We start from the raw sequence: 19,706 nt of genomic DNA on the forward strand, positions 1-19,706 counted from the left end.
CATGTGTGGCCGCGTCACCATCCAGACCCCCGCCCTGGCGATCGCGCGTGAGTTCGCCCTCACCGGCGTCCGCTCCGCGCTCGATCGCCCTCGCTACAACCTCGCCCCCACCCAGCTGATGCCCGTGGTCATCAACGACGGCGAGCGCATGCTGGATGCCTATCGCTGGGGCCTCATCCCCTCCTGGGCGAAGGAGGCCTCCATCGGCAACAAGCTCATCAACGCCCGCGGCGAGACGGTGGCGGAGAAGCCCAGCTTCCGCTCCGCGCTCAAGCGCCGGCGCTGTCTGGTGCTCGTGGATGGTTGGTTCGAGTGGAAGCAGAGCACGAAGCCCAAGACGCCCTACCTCTTCCGCCGCAAGGACGGCCGGCCCATGGCCTTCGCCGGCCTGTGGGAGGAGTGGACCGCCCCCGACACCGGAGAGGTGCTGCGCACCTGCACCGTCATCACCACCGGCCCCAACGCGTTGATGGCCCCCATCCATGACCGCATGCCCGTCATCCTCCGGCCCGAGGCCCGGGAGGTGTGGCTGCGTCCGGAGCCCCAGGAGGCCTCGGTGCTACAGCCCCTCCTGGTCCCCAACGAGGACGAGCCCCTGGAGCTCTGGGAGGTGTCGCGCGTGGTGAACTCGCCGACGAACGACGTACCCGCCTGTATCGAACGCGTGGCGAGTCAGGCCCCGCTCCTGACCTGAGCTAGGGCGATGTGGGCGCGGAGGCGGCCTTGCGGCGCAGGCCGATGACATACACCTCCATGCTGGCGCCGCGGGTGGCCTCGGGACGCACCAGCTTCACCTCCTCGAAACTGGCGCGAACCTCGTCGCGGAACTCCTCGAACTCGCCCCCCATGAAGAGCTTGGCCACGAAGGCCGAGCCGGGGCGGCCCCGCGTGACGGCCACCTCGAGCGCCTTGCGCGCCAGCCGCAGACTGCGCGCCTCGTCGGTGGTGCGGATGCCACTCGTCTTGGGCGCCATGTCCGAGATGACGGCGTCGAAGGGCCCGTCGTACAGCTCGCGCAGCTTCGCGTCGAAGTCGTCGGCCAGCACGTCCAGCACCGCCGTCTTCACGTGCTGCTGGGAGAAGGGCCGGATGGCGACGATGTCCACCCCGATGACCCGGCCGTTCGGGCCCACCGCGTCGGCCAATATCTGCAGGAAGCCGCCCGGAGCCGCCCCCAGGTCGAGCACCGCGGCCCCCTTCTTCAAGAAGGGGTAGCGCTTGAGGATTTCGTCCACCTTGAAGGCGGAACGGGCTCTCAGCCCTTCTTGCTTGGCTTTCTTGAAATAGTGGTCTTTCGGACGGTAGGGCTTGCCCATGGCGGAGGAGGTCCCTACCATCGGCTACTGTCTTCGGGAAGCCGGAGCAGCGACGGGTGTCGGGCATCCGTGAAACGGCGGTCCGGAGGGGTGTCATGCGACTGTCCAGCGTGACGACAGCGGTCTGTATCTCCCTGTTGTCCGTGGCGTGTACCGTGGGGTGCTGGTACCGCGCGGATCTGCTGCGTTCCGAGGCGGCCTGGCTGATGGAGCGCGGCAAGGCGCAGGCCGCCGAGTACGCCACGAGCTTCGACGACGCGCTCGCCACCCAACAGCTGGAGACGTTCGCGAAGCGCCGGGCGGTCATGGAGCGGGCCCACCTGTGGCAGCGCGGCCAATCGCTTGGCATCCTGTTCGCGGTGGCGGCGGCGGTGGGCGCGTGGATGCTCCACATGCTGCGCCGGCTCAACGGGGAGCTGGACGAGGCGAGCGAGGAGCTGGAGACGGAGCGGTCCTCCGAGCCGGTCCCCGTGCGTGCGTCCGTCCGCCCCTCGCGCACCTAGACGACTCGCGGTCCGAGGAGACCACTGCTATGGACTGCTTCACCCCTGAGCGGGAGGTGGAGCATGCCGGGTTGTGCACACTGCGGAGGGAGACTCGACATCGTAGGCAACCAGGTGGGGCGGCGCGACACGTGCCCCCACTGCGGCGAGGAGCTGCGCTCGTGCCGCAACTGCCGCCACTTCGACGAGGCGGCGGCGAAGCAGTGCAAGGAGCCCTTCGCCGAGGTGCCCTCGGACAAGGACGGGGCCAACTTCTGCGAGCTCTTCCAGATCAGCGAGGGCGGCCTGCACGCGAAGCAGCGCACGGACGAGTTGCTTTCCGCCGCCGAGGCGCTCTTCAAGAAGAAGTAACGGGCGCCGCGAGCACACGAGCCCCCTGCCCCAAGGTCTCGTAACGGCCAGGGGTACTTCTCCGGAAGGCCGCCCCGTTCTAATGTTCAGAAGAGAGCGGGTGCGGCGGAGCCGCGCTGGGGAGCCATCGCGCCGCCGAGGTGCAGCGCGCGTCATCGACTCCCACCCGTGGGGGGTTACATGATGCGGCAGCTACCAGGCGGGGGCCTTTCATCTTCCGACCCCCGAGCCTCTCAGGAGATCCACCGCGGACGCCGCTTCGTCGTGTCCCGCGTGTGGACGGCGGAAGGCGCCTCCCTGGTTCTCAAGCAGGCCCGGAGGGGCCCCTTCGCATCCAGCAGTCTGGCGATGCTCCACCACGAGCTCACGCTGCTGCGGGAGCTGTGGGACTCGGGCGTGCCGGGGGTGGTGAGGCCGCTCGCCCTGGAGGAGGTGGCGGACACGCCCACGCTCGTCCTCGAGGACGCCGGTCCGTACGATCTGCGGGAATGGCTCCGGCGCAACCCGCTCGAGCTCGACACCTTCCTGGAGCTGGCCCTTCAACTGGCGGAGAGCCTCGAAGGCATCCACCGGCACCACGTCATCCACCACGACTTCAACCCCTCCAACATCATCGTGGCCGCGGGGGTGCCACACGTGACGGTCATCGACTTCGGCCTCGCCACCAGGGTCCCCGGGCCCTTCCATTCCGCGAGAACCCTCGGGGAGTTCGAGCTGGCGCTGCCCTATGTCGCGCCCGAGCAGACGGGGCGCATGGATCGCCTCGTCGACCACCGCGCCGACCTCTACTCCCTGGGCGCCACCTTCTACGAGATGCTCACCGGCCAGCCGCCCTTCACCTCGACGGATGCCGCCGAGCTCGTGCACGCCCATCTGGCGCGCCCTCCCCTTCCTCCGGCCCTCGCCAACCCACAGGTCCCGCCACTCATCTCGGACCTCGTGCTCAAGCTGCTCGCGAAGATGCCCGAGGAGCGCTACCAGAGCGCCGAGTCCCTCCTGTCCGATCTCCTGGAGGCCCGGAGACGGCAGCGGGCCTCGGGTGAGCTCGAGCCCTTCGAGCTCGGCGGGCTCGAACAGGCCCAGCAGCTCACCCTCCCGGAGCGGCTCTACGGACGTGAGCGCGAGCTGGCGCAGCTCGAGGCCGCGCTGGCGCGGGTCCGGGCGGGTCCGAGTGAAACGGCCGTGCTCTCGGGGACGGCGGGCATTGGCAAGTCGGCGCTCGTCCACGCCCTTCGCCAACGCACGGGACACGAGGCCCGGTTCCTCTCGGGCAAGGTCGATCGGCTCCAGCGCAACGTGCCCTATGCCCCGTGGGTGGATGCCTTCCAGGGCCTCGTCCATGAATTGCTGAACGAGCCGGCCCACATCCGGCACATGTGGCGGCGCCGGCTCCTCAAGGCCCTGGGCCACCACGGCCGTATGCTGCTGAGCATCGTCCCGGAGTTGGAGCAGCTCACCGGGGTGCTCCCTCCCGTGGCCGAGCTCCGGCCCGCCGAGGCCGAGAACCGGTTGCACCTCACCTTCCAGGCCTTCGTCAGGGCGCTCGCCTCTCCCGAGCATCCGTCCGTGTTGTTCCTGGATGATCTTCATTGGGCCGATCCCGCCTCGATCGAGCTCTTCCGGAGCCTCGCGTCGGACCTGGACTCCCGGCACGTATTGCTCGTGGGCGCGTATTGTCCCGAGGAGGTCGGACCGGAGCATCCGCTCGCCGGCGCCCTCGCGGCCCTCCAGGAGGCGGGAGCGACCCTCCGACCCCTGGAGCTGTCACCGCTCACACCCGAGGCGCTCACGACGATCCTTCGCGACACCCTGCGCCGCGAGCCCGGGTACCTCCGCCCCCTGGTGGAGCTCATGCAGAGGAAGACGGCGGGCAATCCCCTCTTCGTCTCCCGGTTCCTGCGCTACCTCCACCAGTCCAACCTGCTGCGCTTCGACCTCGAGCGCGGCACGTGGGTGTGGGAGCTCGCGGGGGCCGAGCAGGTATGCGAGACCGGGAACGTCCTCGAGCTCATGCTCGCCATCCTCCGCCAGCTTCCCGCGCGCACCCAGGACGTCTTGAAGATCGCGGCCTGCCTGGGCAATCGGGTGGAGCTGCCGCTGCTCTCCGGCTTGATGGACATGCCCGTGGGCGACACGGCCGCGGCGCTCTGGAGCGCCCTCCAGCAGGGGCTCCTCGTCCCCGAGGGTAAGGCCGTCTACCGCTTCGCGCACGATCGCATCCAACAGGCCGCGTACTCCCTGCTTCCCGACGAGCAGAAGAAGCGGCTGCACCTCGAGGTGGGACGCCGGCTGAGGGGTTCCGCCGAGCGCGAGCTCGACGAGCGGCTCTTCGAGACCGTCGGCCAGTTCGAGCTGGGCGCGGAGCTGCTGACGGAGGACGCGGAGAAGCTGGAGCTGGCCACGCTCAACCTCCGGGCCGGCAGCAGGGCCAAGGCCTTGTCCGCCTTCCGGTCCGCTCGAGGGTTCCTCGCCCGGGGCATCGACCTGCTCCCGCGGGACGCGTGGCGGTCCCACTACGAGCTGACCTTCCGCCTTCACCGCGAGGCGGCGGAGTGCGCCTATTTCACGGGAGATCAGCGGCTCGTGGATCAGCTGCTCGCCTCCGCGCTGACCCATGCCCGGTCCCGCTTCGACAAGGCGGACCTCTACACCCTCCAGCTCCTCTCCTGCACGATCAGACGCGCCGTCCCGGAGGCGATCCGGTGGGGGCGAGAGGGGCTGAGGTTGTTCGGCGTGGAGCTGCCGGAGAAACACGACGTCCCCCAGGCCCTCCTGGCCGAGCTCGCCGCGGTGAAGGAGAACCTGCGGGGCCGCACGCCCGAGCAGCTCCTGGAGGCACCCCGGACGGAGGACCCGGAGCTGCTCGCCTGCCTGCGGCTCCTCTCGGAGCTCAGCCCGTCGGTCTTCTTCTCCGACGCGTCCCTGCTCGCCTTCGTCAACGCCCGCGTCGTCAACCTCACCCTGAAGCATGGCAACACGATCTACGCCGCCCCGTCGTACACCAGCTACGGGCAGATGCTCGAGCTGCTCGAGGGGGACTACGCGTCCGGGCACGCCTTCGGCCGCCTGGGCGTGGAGCTGTGCCGGCGGTACGGCGAGCCGCGGCAGGAGAGCAAGACGCTCCTCACCTTCGCGGCGCACATCAACCATTGGAGGGCACCGCTGCGGACCGACGTGCCCTTCTACCTTCAAGCCTTCGCCACCGCGCTCGCGTGTGGAGACCTCCACTTCGCCAGCTACACGGTCCCGATGACGGCGCATACTCAGTTCTCGATGGGGACCGGGCTCTCCCACCTGCTCTCCGGGCTCGAACCCGGCCTCGCATTCCTCCGCAGGTCCGGCTTCCTCGGGATGGCCACTCCGCTCGTCGGCCTGCGCCACGTCATCCGCTGCCTGCAGGACCGGACCCACGAGCGGGCCCGCTCCGAGGACGACGCGTTCGACGAGGACGCCTTCCTCGTATCGATCCAGAACCTCCCCGTCACGCGCTGCACGTACAGGCTCCTGCGCCTGCAGATGTCCTATCTGCTGGGAGACATCGAGGACGCCCGGAAGATGGCGCGGGAGACGGACCCGTTCCTCGAGGACATCCAGGGCTGGTACTTCGTCGCCGATCACAACTTCTACACGTCGCTGACGCTGGCGGCGTACTGCGACAAGGTCCCTCCTCCGGAGAGGGCCGGACTCCTGGAGCGGATCTCCGCCAACCAGCGTCAGCTCGGCCTGTGGGCGGAGAACTGCCCGGAGAACTTCCGCCACAAGCACCAGCTCGTCAGCGCCGAGCTCGCCCGGCTCGAAAGGCGTCACGTCGAGGCCCTGCGGCTCTACGAGCAGGCCGTCGAGGGGGCCCACCGCGAGGAGTTCCTCCAGGACGAGGCGCTCGCCAACGAGCTGGCGGGCCGCTACTACCGCACCGTTGGAGGCAAGCGCCTCGCCCACGTCTACCTGCGCGCCGCCCTCGAGGGCTATGCCCGCTGGGGCGCCCAGGCCAAGGTGTCGGCACTGGAGGAGGAGTTCCCGGACCTCACGCCCCTCGAGCCGGCCTTCTGGAAGGCGCCTCCCCTCAACCCGGAGAGCGCCGCGTCGGGTTGCACGCTCGATCTCATCACCCTCCTCAAGTCCGCCGAGACGCTCGTGAGCGAGGTGGTGCTGGAGCGTCTGCTCGAGAAGCTCATGGCGGTGTGCCTCGAGGCGGCCGGAGCCCAGCGTGGCGCGCTCGTGCTCGAGGAGCAGGACACCCTCTGGGTGCGCGCGGTGGGCGCGGTGTCCGAGCCCGTCTCGCTGCCGCACACCCTCCTGAAGGAGTCGGACCAGGTCCCCGGCACGCTCATCGAATACGCCTTCCGCTCGGGCGAGTCACTCGTCCTGGCCGATGCCGCCCACCAGGGGAGGTTCAGCTCCGACCCGTACGTGGCCCGGCGCGCCATGAAGTCCGCCCTCGCCGTGCCCATCCAACGCCCCGCCCGGACGGTGGGCGTGCTCTACCTCGAGAACAACCTCGTCACCCGCGCCTTCACCCCCGAGCGCGTCCGGGTACTGCGCCTGCTGTCTTCCCAGATCGCCATCTCCCTGGAGAACAGCCTCCTCTTCGAGCGGCTGCGCGTCGAGGTCGAGGAGCGCAGGCGCGCGGAACAGGCCGTGCGCTTCCTGGCCGAGTGGAGCCTGATGTTGGCCGAGTCCCTGGACTTCGAGACGACCCTGGACAAGGTGGCCCGCTCGGTCGTGCCCTTCCTGGCCGACTGGTGCATCATCGACGTGGTCCAGAAGGACGGGACGATCCGCCCCGTCTCCATGACCCATGTGGATCCCGTGAAGGAGCGACTCCTGCGCGAGCTCATGGAGCTGGATCCTCCCACGTGGGACTCACCCGCGCCGCTCGCCCACGTGTTGCGGACGGGACAGCCCCTGCTCTTCGAGGAGGTCAACGAGACGGTCCTGCGGGAGACCAACGCCGGCCGCGAGGAGCGCTTCTTCGACATCGTCCGGAAGCTCTCCCTGCGCTCGGGCATGATTGTTCCGCTCGTGGCACGCGGGAAGACGCTCGGGGCCATCCTCTTCGCGTCGGCGACCACGGGGCGCCGTTACGGAGAGGCGGAGCTGAACCTGGCGCAGGAGCTGGCACGCCGCGCCGCCGTCTGCATCGACAACGCGCGGCTGTACAGCGAGTCCCAGGAGGCCATCCAGCTGCGCGATGACTTCCTGTCCGTCGCCGCTCACGAGCTCTACACGCCCATCACCTCGCTCCGGCTCTCGGTGCAGGGGCTGCTGCGCCGCGGTGACTCCAACCTGCCGCAGCCCCTGACGCGGGGCATCCAGAGCGCCGAGGCCCAGACCCGCCGGCTCGCGAGGTTGGTCGAGGAGCTGCTCGACGTGACGCGCATCCAGGCCGGACGCCTCCACCTCCACCTGGAGGAGGTGGAGCTGTCGACCGTGGTCCGCGAGGTCACCGAGCGCTTGAGAGAGTCGCTGACACGGGCCCACTGCCCCCTCTCGCTCCATCTCCAGGACGGAGTGGTGGGACGGTGGGATCGCACCCGGCTGGAGCAGGTGGTCACCAACCTGCTCTCCAATGCCCTCAAGTTCGCGGCGGACAAACCCATCGCCATCTCCATCGAGCGGGACGCGGACCTGGCGCGGCTGCGGGTGAGGGATCAAGGCATCGGCATCGCGCCGGACCGCCTTCCCTATGTCTTCGATCGCTTCGAGCGCGCCGTCCCGGTGGACCACTATGGGGGCCTCGGCCTGGGCCTGCACATCGTGAGGGAGATCGTCATGGCCCTGGGAGGCTCGGTCCGGGTGGAGAGCGAGCCCGGCGTGGGAACCACCTTCACGGTGGAGCTGCCGTGCCAGGGCCCCGCCCCCTCCCACTCCGCCCCTCCCATGACCCCTCCCTGCGTGGGGACCGCATGACGCAGCATCCTCTCAGCGAAGGCCCGAATGGCACCCAGGAGATCTACCGTGGGCGCCGGTATGTCGTGTCCCGCTGGACGGAAGATGCCATCACCCTGGTGCTCAAGCAGCCGCGCCGGGGCGCTCTCGCCACCAGCAGCACCGCGCTGCTCCAACACGAGTACCAACTGCTGCGGGAACTGGAGGAGCTGCGGACACCCGGCATCGTGAAGGCGTTCGCGCTCCAGGACATGCAGGGCATGCCCGTGCTCGTCCTCGCGGACGCCGGCCCGTACGATCTGCGGGAGTGGCTGAAGCGCAACCCCTTCGAGCCCGGCACCTTCCTGGAGCTGGCCCTCCAGCTGGCCGGAATCCTCGAGGGACTCCACCGGCACCACGTCATCCACCGCGACTTCAACCCCTCCAACATCATCGTGGCCAGGGGCATGCCGCGCGTGACGGTCATCGACTTCGACCTCGCCATCAAGCTCTCCGGTACCGCCACGTCCGAGAGCCTCCTCGGCGAGCTCGATTCGACGCTGCCCTACATCGCGCCCGAGCAGACGGGACGCATGGACCGCCTCGTCGACCACCGCGCCGACCTCTACTCCCTGGGCGCCACCTTCTACGAGATGCTCACCGGCCAGCCGCCCTTCACCTCGACGGATGCCGCCGAGCTCGTGCACGCCCATCTGGCGCGCCCTCCCCTTCCTCCGGCCCTCGCCAACCCCAAGGTCCCGGAGCTCCTCTCGGAGCTCGTGCTCAAGCTGCTCGCGAAGATGCCCGAGGAGCGCTACCAGAGCGCCGAATCCCTCCTGTCCGACCTTCAAGAGGCCCGGAAACGACTGCGGGCCTCGGGAGCGCTCCATCCCTTCGAGCTCGGCGGGCTCGACCGGGCGCGGCAGCTCTCCTTCCCGGAGCGGCTCTACGGACGTGAGCGCGAGCTGGCACAGCTCGAGGCCGCGCTGGCACGAATCCGGACGGGCCCGAGTGAGACGGTGATGGTCACGGGGACGGCGGGCGCTGGCAAGTCGACGCTCGTGCAGGCCCTGCGTCAACGACTCGGAGCCGGGTGCTGGTTCCTCTCCGGCAAGTTCGACCAGCTCCAGGGCAATGTGCCCTACGCCCCACTGGTGACGGCCTTCCAGGGCCTGCTCGGGGAGTTGCTGAGGACGCCCGCCGAGCACCAGGACGGGTGGCGGCGCCGGCTCCTGGAGGCGTTGGGCACCGACGGCCACGTCCTCCTCGGTGTCGTCCCGGAATGGGAACAGCTCCTCGGCGCGCAACCTCCCGTGGCCGGGTCCGGACCGGTGGACGCCGAGCGCCGTCTTCATCGAACGTTCCAGGCCTTCGTCCAGGCACTCGCCACACCCGAACACCCACTCGTTCTGTTCCTGGATGACCTCCACTGGGCCGATCCGGCCTCGCTCGAGCTCTTCCGGAGCCTCGCCTCGAATCCGGACTCCCGGCATGTGTTGTGGGTGGGCTCCTATCGCACCGAGGAGGTCGGGCCGGAGCATCCCGTCGCGCGGATCCTCGCGGCCCTCCAGGAAGCGGGGGCGGCCGTCCACTCCATCGCGATACCGCCCCTGGACCTCGAGGCACTCACGGCGCTCTGCGGCGACACCCTGCACCGCGAGCCCGAGCACCTGCGGCCCCTGGCCCGGCTCGTGTTGAGCAAGACAGCGGGCAATCCCCTCTTCGTCATCCGCTTCCTGCGCTACCTGCACCACTCCGGCCTGTTGCGCTTCGACGCCGGCCGCGGCACCTGGGACTGGGACCTCGCCCGGATCGCCCGGGTGGACATGACCGAGAACGTGGTCGAGCTGATGGTCGCCACCATCCGCCAGCTTCCCGAGAGGACCCAGAGCCTGCTGAAGGTCGCCGCCTGCCTGGGCAACCGGGTGGAGCTCCCACTGCTCGCGGCCTTGATGGACATGCCCAGGGGTGACACGGCCCGAGCGCTCCGGAGCGCCTACCAGGAGGGACTCCTCGTCCATGAGGGCGAGGCCGTCTACCGCTTCTCGCACGACCGCGTCCAACAGGCCGCGTACTCCCTGCTCACCGAGGACCAGAAGAAGCGGCTGCACCTCGAGGCGGGACGCCAGATGCGGGGCTCCATCGGGCGCGAGCCCGACGAGCGGCTCTTCGATGTGGTCGACCAGCTCGACCTGGGCGCGGAGCTGGTCACGGACGAGGCGGAGCGGCTGGAGCTGGCGTGGCTCAACTTCCGGGCGGGCTGCAAGGCCAAGGAGTCGGTGGCCTTCCGCTCCTCGCTGGGCTACCTCACCCGGGGCATCGCACTCCTCCCCCGGGATGCCTGGCGAGCGAACCACTCGCTGGCCTTCTCCCTTCACCGCGAGGCGGCCGAGTGCGCGCACCTCGCGGGCGATCAGCGGCTCGCCGAGAGGCTCGTCTCCTCCGCGATGACACATGCCGCGTCTCGCGCCGAGAAGGCGGACCTCTACACCCTCCAGCTCATCTCCTGCATGGCGAGGCAGGCCTTCCAGGAGGGAATCCGGTGGGGACGCGAGGGGCTGCGTCTGTTCGCCCTGGAGTTGCCCTCGAGGCAGGACGCCGCCCAGGCCATCCAGGCCGAGTTCGCCGCGGTGAAGGAGAACCTGCGAGGCCGCTCCACCGCGGAGCTCCTCGAGGAGCCCCTTTCAGAGGATCCGGATCATCTCGCCTGCCTGCGGCTCCTGTCCGAGGTGGGCCTCGTGCTCTTCTACCTGGATCCCTTCCTGTTCGCCTTCACCAACGTCCGTGTCGTCAACCTGTCGTTGAAGCATGGCAACTCGGTCCACTCCTCCGTGCCATATGCGGTGTATGGAGGACTGCTTCCCTCCCACTCGGGCGATTACGACTCCGGTTACGCCTTCGGACGCCTGGGAGTGGAGCTGTGCCAGCGCTATCCGACTCCCAGGCTGGTGAGCAGGACGCTCGTCACGTTCGCGTTGGGCGTGAACCATTGGAAGGCACCGCTGCGCACCAGCATGCCGCACCTGCGCATGGCCTTCACCTCCGCGGATGCGAGCGGTGATGTCTCCCTGGCCACCTACACGTTCCCCGCGACGGTGAACACCCTCTTCTCGATGGGCACCGGGTTCTCCCAGCTGCTCTCGGAGCTCGAGACCGATATCGCCTATGCCCGGAAGGCGGGCTTGCACTGGAGGATCCAATCCCTCATCAGCCTTCGTCAGGCCCTCCGGTGCCTGCGGGACCGGACCCGCGAGGGGGCGGGCTTCGAGGATGACACATTCCACGAGGAGGCGTTCCTCACCGCCAACCGGGAGCTGCCCACGGTGCGCTGCATGTATTGGATTCAGCGCCTCCAGGTGTCCTACCTGTTCGGAGATGTCGAGACCGCTCGGGAGATGTCCCGGAGGGCCAGCGAGATCATCGAGTTCCTCCGCGGGTGGTACCTCATCGCCGAGCACAACTTCTACACGTCCTTGACCCTGGTGGCCTGCAGCGAGAAGAGCGCTCCCCCGGAGCGGGCCGGGCTGCTGGAACGGATCGCCGCCAACCAGCGTCAGCTCGGTGTCTGGGCCGACAACTGCCCGGAGAACTTCCGTCACAAGTACCAACTCGTCTGTGCCGAGCTCGCCCGCCTCGAGGGACGGGACGAGGAGGCCATGAGGCTCTACGAGCAGGCCATCGAGGGAGCCCACCGCGAGGAGTTCCACCAGGACGAGGCGCTCGCGAACGAGCTGGCCAGCCGGTACTACCGCGCCCTCGGAGTGAAGCGGCTGGCCGACATCTGCCTGCGGGCCGCCATCGATGGCTATGCCCGCTGGGGCGCCCAGGCCAAGGTGTCGGCACTGGAGGAGGAGTTCCCCGATCTGGTGCCCGTCGGGCGGCTGGACAGACAGCCCCCGGCCTCCACCCCGCCGGACGCCGAATCGGGTGGCTCGGCGCTCGATCTCAGCACCCTGCTCAAGTCCGCCGAGACGCTCGTGAGCGAGGTGGTGCTGGAGCGCCTGCTCGAGAAGCTCATGGGTGTGTGTCTCGAGGCCGCGGGAGCCCAGCGTGGCGCGCTCGTGCTGGATGAGAAGGACACCCTCACGGTGCGCGCGGTGGGCGCCGTCTCGGAGCCGGTCTCGCTGGTGCGCACCGCGTTGAAGGAGTCGGACCAGGTCCCCACCTCGGTCATCGAAGGCGCGTTCCTGTCGGGAGAGACCCTCGTCCTGGCCGATGCCGCCCATCAAGAAGGTTTCAGCTCCGACCCGTACGTGGCCCAGCACACCACGAAGTCCGCCCTCGCCATCCCCATCCAACGGTTCCCCCGGACGGTGGGCGTGCTCTACCTGGAGAACAACCTCGCCACGCGCGCCTTCACCCCCGAGCGCGTCCGGCTGCTGCGCCTGCTCTCCTCGCAGATCGCCATCTCCCTGGAGAACAGCCTCCTCTTCGAGCGGCTGCGCATCGAGGTCGACGAGCGGCGGCGCGCGGAGAGCACGGTCCGCTTCCTCGCCGAGTCGAGTCTGGCCCTGGCCGAGTCCCTGGATCTGGAGACGACCCTGAACAGGATCACCCGCCTGGTGGTGCCCCGGCTGGCCGACTGGTGCCTGGTCATCGTGAAGGACAAGGGGGGCATGCCCCGCCCGGTCGCCATCACCCATGTGGATCCGAACAAGGAGCCACGGCTGCGCGACTTCATGGAGCAGTATCTCGCCAAGGGGGAATCCGCCTCGGAGGCCCTCCTCCGGGTGCTGCGCACGGGGCAACCCCTCCTCCTCCCCGAGATCACGGACTCGGTCGTGGAGGAGAACCAACCCGGGCGCGCTCCCCGCTATATCGAGTTGCTCCGCGCGCTCTCGACCCGGACGGGCATGTACGTGCCGCTCGTGGCCCGAGGGAAGACGCTGGGTGCCATCGTCTTCTTCTCCGGTGTCCCGGGGCGCCACTACGGACAGGCGGACCTCGACCTGGCGCAGGAGCTGGCACGCCGGGCCGCCGTGTGCATCGACAATGCGTGGCTGTACAGGGACTCCCAGGAGGCCATCCGCCTGCGCGACGACTTCCTGTCCGTGGCCTCGCATGAGCTCAACACACCCATCACCTCGCTCCGGCTGTCCGTCCAGGGGCTCCTGCGCCGCGCCAGCACCGAGCTGCCGGAGAACGCACAGCGCGCCCTGCGCCACACCGAGCAGCAGACGCGGAGACTCGCCGAGCTGGTCACGGAGCTGCTCGACGTGTCGCGCATCCGTGCGGGGAGCCTCTACCTGCGCCTCGAGCAGGTGGAGCTCACGGAGGTGCTCCACCATGTCATCGAGCGCTTCGGTGAATCGCTGAATCGGGCGAACTGCCCGCTGTCGCTCCAGGCCCGGGAGCCCGTCACGGGACGGTGGGATCGCCTCCGGTTGGAGCAGGTGGTGGGCAACCTGCTCTCCAATGCCATCAAGTTCGCGCCCGGCCGCCCCATCGAGCTCGAGCTCCTCCGGGAAGGCGACACCGCCCGGCTCGTGGTCAAGGACCATGGGATTGGCATCGCACCGGAGCGCCTGCCTCATGTCTTCGGCCGGTTCGAGCGCGCCGTCTCCCCCGAGAAGTACGGCGGCCTCGGGCTGGGGCTCTACATCGTGAGGGAGATCGTCACGGCCCTGGGCGGCTCCATCCGGGTGGAGAGCGAGCCCGGCGTGGGGACCACCTTCACGGTGGAGCTGCCCTGCCACGGTCCGCCCTCGGCCCTCACCTCCAACCCCAGCACCCTGCCCTCCTGGCCGAGCCGCGCGAGTGCCCTGTCCTGAGCGCCCCTGTCTCGAGCACCCACGCTCCTCGCGGAAGTCCCCTCAGGCCACCTTGCTGCTGTGGCGCGAGCGCAGCTGGATGAGCAGCTCGCGGGCCTGCGCCTTCGTGGCGACGAAGTGGACCTTCTGCTCATCACCCTCGTCCGCGTGCCCCGTCATCTGGGCCGCGAGGAGGATGCCCCTGGCCACCGCTTTGTGCGCGAGACGTGCCCCGATGTAGACGAAGGCCAGGACCCAATCCGACTCGGCGTACTCGCTGAGATAGACCCTGCCCTCCGCGCTGAGGAGCGCGGAATCCTTGATGTCCCCCACCAGGAAGAAGGGCCTGGCGCGGCCCAGCTCCCCGTAGACGTCCACCATGAGAGCCATCTCGGCCAGGGAGATTTCTCCTCGGTACTCCCCCCAGAGGATGTCTGGAGGCTCGAAGCGCAGCACATGCGCTCCAATTCTCCACTCGTGCTGTTTCTCCATGAGGGATCTCCCGTACCCCATCCTACTCCGGGTCTGGAAGAACCCCCAGGGGTCTCAGAACCCCCAGGGGTCTCTAGAAGCCGGACATCTTGGAGAGGATCTCCTTCATGACCTCCGAGGTACCACCGCCGATGGTGATGAGCCGGATGTCGCGCCAGGCCCGGGCGATGTGCGTCTCCTCGATGTAGCCCATGCCGCCGAAGAACTGCTGGACGTCGTAGGCCACCTTCTGGGCCAGGTCTCCCGCGAACAGCTTCGCCATGGAGATCTCCCGCACCGCGTTCTCCTTGCGATCGAAAACATCCACCGCGTGGTACGTCAGCCGCCTGGCCGCCTCGATGGCCGCCATGTGCTCCACCAGCTTGTGGCGCCACACCTGGAAGCCCAGCAGCGGCTTGCCAAACGCCTGCCGCTGCTTTCCGTACTCGAGCGCATCCTCGATCATCCGCTCCATGCCCCCCACCGCGGACAGGGCACCCACCAGGCGCTCCCCCTGGAAGTTCGTCATGATGTGGTAGAAGCCCTCGTTCTCCTCGCCGAGCACGTAGCGCCGGGGGATGCGGCAGTCCTCGAAGAAGAGGATGGCCGTGTCCGAGGACAGGTTGCCCACCTTGTCGAGCTTCTTCGACACCGAGAAGCCCTTCACGTCCGTGGGGAAGGTCACCAGGGAGACGCCCCCGTAGCCCGGCCCGCCCGTGCGCACCGCCAGGGTGATGAAGTCCGCGCGCGTGCCGTTGGTGATCCACATCTTCGAGCCGTTGATGACGTAGTCATCCCCCTCCCGGCGCGCCGTCGTCTGGATGTTGGCCACGTCCGAGCCGGCCCCGGGCTCGCTCACGCCCAGCGCGGCGATCTTCTCGCCCGCCAGCGCCGGAGCGAGGAACTCGCGCTTCTGCTCATCCGTGCCGATCTCGTTGATGATCGGCGTGGCCATCTGGCTCTGCACCAGCAGCGCCATGTTCACGCCCGCGTTGCGGCTGCGCGTCAGCTCCTCGGTGAAGGCCGTCACGTACCAGTAGTCCAGCCCGCTGCCGCCGTACTTCGGATCATGGTTGATGCCGAAGAAGCCCAGCTCGCCACACTTCTGGAAGAGCTCCCGCGGGAAGATGCCCGCGCGATCCCACTCCAGGGCGTGGGGCGTCATCTCCTTCTCCACGAACGTACGCACCGTCTTGCGGAAGGCCTCATGCTCCTCGGTGAAAGGGTTCGGCATGGTCGGCGGGCTCCTCGGGGGTGGGTGATTGATTGGCGAGTCGATAGTACAAGGCTCTCTCTCGCGAACAAGGACGGCTCATGGCTTCTGTCACCCTCTCGCTCCTCGCGCTCCTCGCGATCGCACCGGCCGCCCGCCCTCCGGCCGAGGAGGTACTTCGCGCACAGTGCCGGACCTGGGCCGAGGATCCGAAGAACCCCTGGGCGCTCGCGCATGGCATGACGCTCGACGGCCGCGCCTTCAAGGCCCGTGATGGCCGCCCCGCCGCGGAGGTCATCGTCTCCGGCTTCCTGCACCGGGAAGGCACGGGCCCCCAGGCGGATCTCCGCTTCGACGCCTTCGCCGCCGACGGCACGCCCGTGGAGCCCCACCCCCACCTGCTGGTGAAGACACTGTTACTCGCGGGCTACACGCCCTCCCAGTCCTTCCGGGCGAGCGGCGGCCCCGTCACCCTCCGAGCACTCGTGGAGGACCTGAAGCGTGACTTCCGCCGCGACGCGGCCCTCTCGCCGCATGGGGCCTGGACGCTCGATGCGCTCTCACACGCCCTGCCCCCTGGCGCCACCTTCACCAATGGTGCCGGAGAGACGATCCGCTTCGACGCGGTGATGGACGAGGCGCTCGCCCTGCTCGAGCGCGAGCAGGCGGAGTTGATGGCCGGCATGAAGGCCGGGCTGCCCCAGGTGCCCAAGCGCAAGCAGGGCATCTACGCGCACCCCTGCGGAGGGATGCACCTCTTCCAGGCCGTCGCCACCCACGCGCGCCACGCCGCGGTGCGCAAGGCGTGGGGCCCGCGCCTCGACGCCCAGGTGGACGTCCTCTTCTACCGGCTGGGCTCCGAGTCCCGGCAGTACGACGCCGCCCTCACCGCCGCGCCCCCCGCGTACCGCCTGCCCGTGCTCGTACAAATGGTGAAGTTCCACGGGCACTTCCTCGAGACGCTCGGCCGGTACCGCGAGGAGACGGGTTGGAAACCCACCCCCGCGCAACTCCAGTCGGTGACGCAGGCGGGCGCGCTGCTCGATGGCGCGGTGCGTCGTCTCGAAGCGGCGGGCGCGTTCCGAGACATGGAGTCACTGAAGGCCACACAGCACCAGCTCTACCTGGATCTCATCGGCGACGCGTGCCACGCCGCGCACGGCTGGAGCTACTGGAGGAACCACCTCGGAGGTTGATACAAGGGTCAATCATGTCCTCCCCCCTCCGCCTCCTGGCCGCGAGCCTGGCCCTGGCCAGCCTCACACTCGCCGGCTGCAAGAAGGAGAGCTGCCTCGGCAACGATGAAGGATGCCGGGTATCCAGCCCCTGCGAGAAGCTGAGTTACTCCTGTGAAGCCGCCTCGGGCTCCGCGCTCGAGGTGCGCGTCCTCACCGCCGAGGACAAGCGCGTCGGCAGCAACGATCCCGTCCCTGGAACCGAGACGGTGCCCGGGGGTCTCAACGCGCTCGGCGCCCGGGGCGACATCCTCCTGGGCAACGACCGGGCGGTGGCCGTCCTCGCCGGCCTCGGCACCACGCACCTGTTGGATCCCGGCGGCGGCTCGCTGATCGACCTGAGCGCCCGCGGCAAGAACAACGACGGCATCAACCAGGTGCTGCCCGTGGTGGGAATCCTCCCCGCGGACGCCGTGCACTACACGTCGATGAAGATCATCGACGAGCGTCCCACGCGCGTGGCGGTACAGCTCGACGGCACGCTCGACGGCAAGCCCGAGTTCCCCGTCCACACCCTCTACGAGATGCGTCCGTGCGAGCCGGGCGTGCGCGTGCGCACCGAGGTCCTCAATGCCTCCGTGGACCCGCAGCTGTGGGCGCTGGCGGACGGCTTCTACTGGAGTGGCCGCGAGGCACTGCCCTTCACGCCCTCGGAGGGCACGGGTTACGAGCACCCGTCCTTCGGCCTCACCACCATCGGTGACGCGTACCGCAAGTTCCCCTACCTGACGGCGACCCTCTCCTCGGAGCCGGCCAGCAGCTACGCGCACGTGGCCTGCGGAGAGACGGACCTGCTCGAGGGCTTCCAGAGCGATCAGATCTCCTCCTCCGGCCTGCCGCGCACCGTGGTGCCGCCGCGCGACTACCTCGTCTTCGAGCGCTTCCTCGCCGTGTCCGAGCGCGGGGACGTGGCCTCCGCCGCGGACCTGGCGCTGGAGCTCCGTCAGAAGCTGCATGGCGAGCAGTACGTGACGCTCACCGGACTGGTGAACCGCGGCGAGACGCCGCTCGGCGCGGGCCGCGAGGTGAGCGTGCTCATCAGCGAGGGCGACCTCGCCGCCGACCCGAAGACCCGCATCCCGTGGACGCAGGTGACGCCGAACAAGGAGGGCCGCTTCCAGGCCCGCGTGCCCGCCGGCCGTAACTACGTGGTGGAGTTGCATGCCTTCGGGCGCAAGGTGGCCGACCGGCAGCTCGACAAGGTGGACGCGGACGCGGACCTGGGCACGCTCACCGTGCCCGCGAGCACGCGCCTCACCGTGAACGTGAATGACGCGACCAGCGGAGAGCCCCTCATCGCCGAGGTCTTCGTCGTCCCCGTGGACGCCGACAACCAGACGGCCACCGAGGGCTCGCTGCACGGCCGCTTCGGGACCTGCGCGCCGTGGCTCGGTCCGCCTCCGGGCCCCTCGCCCGCATGCAACCGCTTCCTCGTCCACAGCGGCACCGCCACGGTGGACGCGCCCAGGGGCCGCTACCACGTCTATGCCTTCAAGGGACCCTTCTGGACGCTGGCCCGTGAGACGGTGACGCTCGGCGCCGAGGACACCACCCTCTCCTTCTCGTTGGGCAAGCTGCCGCTCCAGCCCCCGGGCTCCGTGGGCGCGGACCTGCACGTGCACGGCGCCGCCAGCTTCGACAGCTCCATCCCCGACATGGATCGCGTGCTGTCCTTCGCCGCCACGGACCTGGACGTCATCGTCTCCACCGACCACGACGTCATCTACGACTACGCGCAGATCGTCCGGAACCTGGGCCTGCAGGACAAGATGAGCACCGTGGTGGGCCTGGAGACGACCGGCCACATCCTCTGGATGAAGCGCCCCGGCTACGACATCCCCCTGGTGATCGGCCACTACAACTTCTGGCCGCTCGAGTACGACCCGACGAAGCCGCGCAACGGCGCTCCGGCGGATGAGGTCGTCGAGCCCGGCGAGCTGTTCGACCGCGTGATGGCCAGCACCTCGCCCACCCTGCAGAAGCAGCTCGTCATCCAGCTCAACCACCCGTGGGCGGACGCCGAGTTCGGCCGCGACCTGGGCTTCCCGCGCGCGCTCGCGCTCAACACGCTGAAGAACCTGCCCTCGCACGATGACGGCAGCCGCGCCGGCATGTACGTGCGCACGCCCCGGGGCGGCTTCGCCAACAACGCCCAGCACACCCAGGAGGTGATGAACGGCACGCAGAACGATCTGCTGCTGCCCTACCGCGCCTTCTGGTTCTACACGCTCAACCAGGGGCAGCGCGTGACGGGCACCGCCAACAGCGACTCGCACAGCCTCACCGACAACACCGTGGGCGTGCCGCGCAACATCGTCTACACGGATGCCGTCCCGGGCCCCGGCTTCGACACGGCCCGCTTCAACGCCGCCCTGAAGGCCGGCGACTCCTTCGGCACCAACGGCCCCATCATCGAGGCCACCGTGGACACGGCGAGCGGGCCCCGCCGCTTCGGGCTCACCCCGCTGGTGCCCTCGGCCGACGCGAAGCTCCACCTCAAGGTCTCCGCCGCGCCCTGGGTGCCCGTGAGCGAGGTGCGCCTCATCGTCAACGGCAGGGTCGTGAAGACGATCGGCTCCGAGGAGCTCTCCCACCCGGACCCGGAGGGCATCTTCGGCACCGGGGGGCTCCTGCGCTACCAGAAGGACATTCCGCTCTCCGACGTGCTCGAGCGCACGGGTGATGCCTGGCTCGTGGTGGAGGCCGGCACGGCGCTGCCTCCCGCCGCCGACTTCGGTGGCCCCGCGGGCGAGGGGCCCGATGGCATCCCCGACACCGGCGACAACAACGGGGACGGCGTGGTGGACCGGAGCGACATCGAGAAGGACGCCGACTACGGCCCGCTCCGCAACCGCCCGCCGCCCTCCAGCGAGGCGGATCCGCTGTTCCACTTCTCCCAGGTGGTCACCGGCGGCTACCCCATGGCCTTCACCAACCCCTTCCTCCTCGACCGGAACGGCAACGGAACCTTCGATGCCCCCGGCGTGGTTCCGTGAATC

The 19,706-nt window shown here is 69.1% G+C and carries 10 protein-coding genes; 7 read left to right on the forward strand and 3 right to left on the reverse strand.

The window, feature by feature from the left end; genetic code table 11:
- Position 1: 1 nt before the first annotated feature.
- On the forward strand, positions 2 to 694 hold the full coding sequence (locus tag JQX13_RS48175) for an SOS response-associated peptidase (protein WP_203412552.1): 693 nt from the start codon (positions 2 to 4) through the stop codon (positions 692 to 694).
- Position 695: 1 nt separating this feature from the next.
- Here the strand turns inward: JQX13_RS48175 and JQX13_RS48180 are convergent, their stop codons facing one another.
- The gene (locus JQX13_RS48180; protein WP_203406115.1) at positions 696 to 1,337 is read right to left on the reverse strand and encodes an SAM-dependent methyltransferase; all 642 of its coding nucleotides are present in this window, start codon (positions 1,335 to 1,337) and stop codon (positions 696 to 698) included.
- A 74-nt stretch (positions 1,338 to 1,411) separates the two neighbouring features.
- Here JQX13_RS48180 and JQX13_RS48185 point away from each other — a divergent pair, with 74 nt between their 5' ends.
- The 4 genes from JQX13_RS48185 (at position 1,412) to JQX13_RS48200 (ending at position 13,809) form a co-directional block, all read left to right on the forward strand.
- The gene (locus JQX13_RS48185; protein ID WP_203406116.1) at positions 1,412 to 1,819 is read left to right on the forward strand and encodes a hypothetical protein; all 408 of its coding nucleotides are present in this window, start codon (positions 1,412 to 1,414) and stop codon (positions 1,817 to 1,819) included.
- 63 nt (positions 1,820 to 1,882) lie between these two features.
- Positions 1,883 to 2,170 (forward strand): hypothetical protein, encoded by a 288-nt coding sequence (locus JQX13_RS48190; RefSeq protein ID WP_203406117.1) that lies wholly within the window; start codon positions 1,883 to 1,885, stop codon positions 2,168 to 2,170.
- 264 nt (positions 2,171 to 2,434) lie between these two features.
- The gene (locus tag JQX13_RS48195; protein ID WP_203406118.1) at positions 2,435 to 8,080 is read left to right on the forward strand and encodes a sensor histidine kinase; all 5,646 of its coding nucleotides are present in this window, start codon (positions 2,435 to 2,437) and stop codon (positions 8,078 to 8,080) included.
- Positions 8,077 to 13,809, forward strand: coding sequence for an AAA family ATPase (locus JQX13_RS48200; protein ID WP_203406119.1), 5,733 nt, complete (start codon positions 8,077 to 8,079; stop codon positions 13,807 to 13,809). The genes JQX13_RS48195 and JQX13_RS48200 overlap by 4 nt, the downstream gene beginning before the upstream one ends.
- A gap of 42 nt (positions 13,810 to 13,851) precedes the next feature.
- Here the strand turns inward: JQX13_RS48200 and JQX13_RS48205 are convergent, their stop codons facing one another.
- Both JQX13_RS48205 and JQX13_RS48210 read right to left on the reverse strand, forming a co-directional pair.
- The gene (locus JQX13_RS48205) at positions 13,852 to 14,280 is read right to left on the reverse strand and encodes a hypothetical protein (protein WP_203406120.1); all 429 of its coding nucleotides are present in this window, start codon (positions 14,278 to 14,280) and stop codon (positions 13,852 to 13,854) included.
- Positions 14,281 to 14,353: 73 nt separating this feature from the next.
- On the reverse strand, positions 14,354 to 15,493 hold the full coding sequence (locus JQX13_RS48210) for an acyl-CoA dehydrogenase family protein (protein WP_203406121.1): 1,140 nt from the start codon (positions 15,491 to 15,493) through the stop codon (positions 14,354 to 14,356).
- Between the two features lie 80 nt (positions 15,494 to 15,573).
- Between JQX13_RS48210 and JQX13_RS48215 the strand changes: the two genes are divergently transcribed.
- Both JQX13_RS48215 and JQX13_RS48220 read left to right on the forward strand, forming a co-directional pair.
- Positions 15,574 to 16,668, forward strand: a complete 1,095-nt coding sequence (locus JQX13_RS48215; protein WP_203406122.1) for a hypothetical protein — start codon at positions 15,574 to 15,576, stop codon at positions 16,666 to 16,668.
- A 14-nt stretch (positions 16,669 to 16,682) separates the two neighbouring features.
- Complete coding sequence (locus tag JQX13_RS48220) at positions 16,683 to 19,703, forward strand: CehA/McbA family metallohydrolase (protein WP_203406123.1); 3,021 nt, start codon at positions 16,683 to 16,685, stop codon at positions 19,701 to 19,703.
- Positions 19,704 to 19,706 lie beyond the last annotated feature (3 nt).

It is taken from the genome of Archangium violaceum (assembly GCF_016859125.1).
In the GTDB taxonomy this organism is placed as follows: Bacteria; Myxococcota; Myxococcia; order Myxococcales; family Myxococcaceae; genus Archangium; species Archangium violaceum_A.

Excerpts from the sequence above, each read along its gene's own strand:
- JQX13_RS48210 (WP_203406121.1), bottom strand. The coding sequence starts at position 15,493 with ATGCCGAACCCTTTCACCGAGGAGCATGAGGCCTTCCGCAAGACGGTG.
- JQX13_RS48220 (WP_203406123.1), top strand. The coding sequence starts at position 16,683 with ATGTCCTCCCCCCTCCGCCTCCTGGCCGCGAGCCTGGCCCTGGCCAGC.
- JQX13_RS48205 (WP_203406120.1), bottom strand. The coding sequence starts at position 14,280 with ATGGAGAAACAGCACGAGTGGAGAATTGGAGCGCATGTGCTGCGCTTC.
- JQX13_RS48200 (WP_203406119.1), top strand. The coding sequence starts at position 8,077 with ATGACGCAGCATCCTCTCAGCGAAGGCCCGAATGGCACCCAGGAGATC.
- JQX13_RS48215 (WP_203406122.1), top strand. The coding sequence starts at position 15,574 with ATGGCTTCTGTCACCCTCTCGCTCCTCGCGCTCCTCGCGATCGCACCG.
- JQX13_RS48175 (WP_203412552.1), top strand. The coding sequence starts at position 2 with ATGTGTGGCCGCGTCACCATCCAGACCCCCGCCCTGGCGATCGCGCGT.
- JQX13_RS48180 (WP_203406115.1), bottom strand. The coding sequence starts at position 1,337 with ATGGTAGGGACCTCCTCCGCCATGGGCAAGCCCTACCGTCCGAAAGAC.
- JQX13_RS48185 (WP_203406116.1), top strand. The coding sequence starts at position 1,412 with ATGCGACTGTCCAGCGTGACGACAGCGGTCTGTATCTCCCTGTTGTCC.
- JQX13_RS48190 (WP_203406117.1), top strand. The coding sequence starts at position 1,883 with ATGCCGGGTTGTGCACACTGCGGAGGGAGACTCGACATCGTAGGCAAC.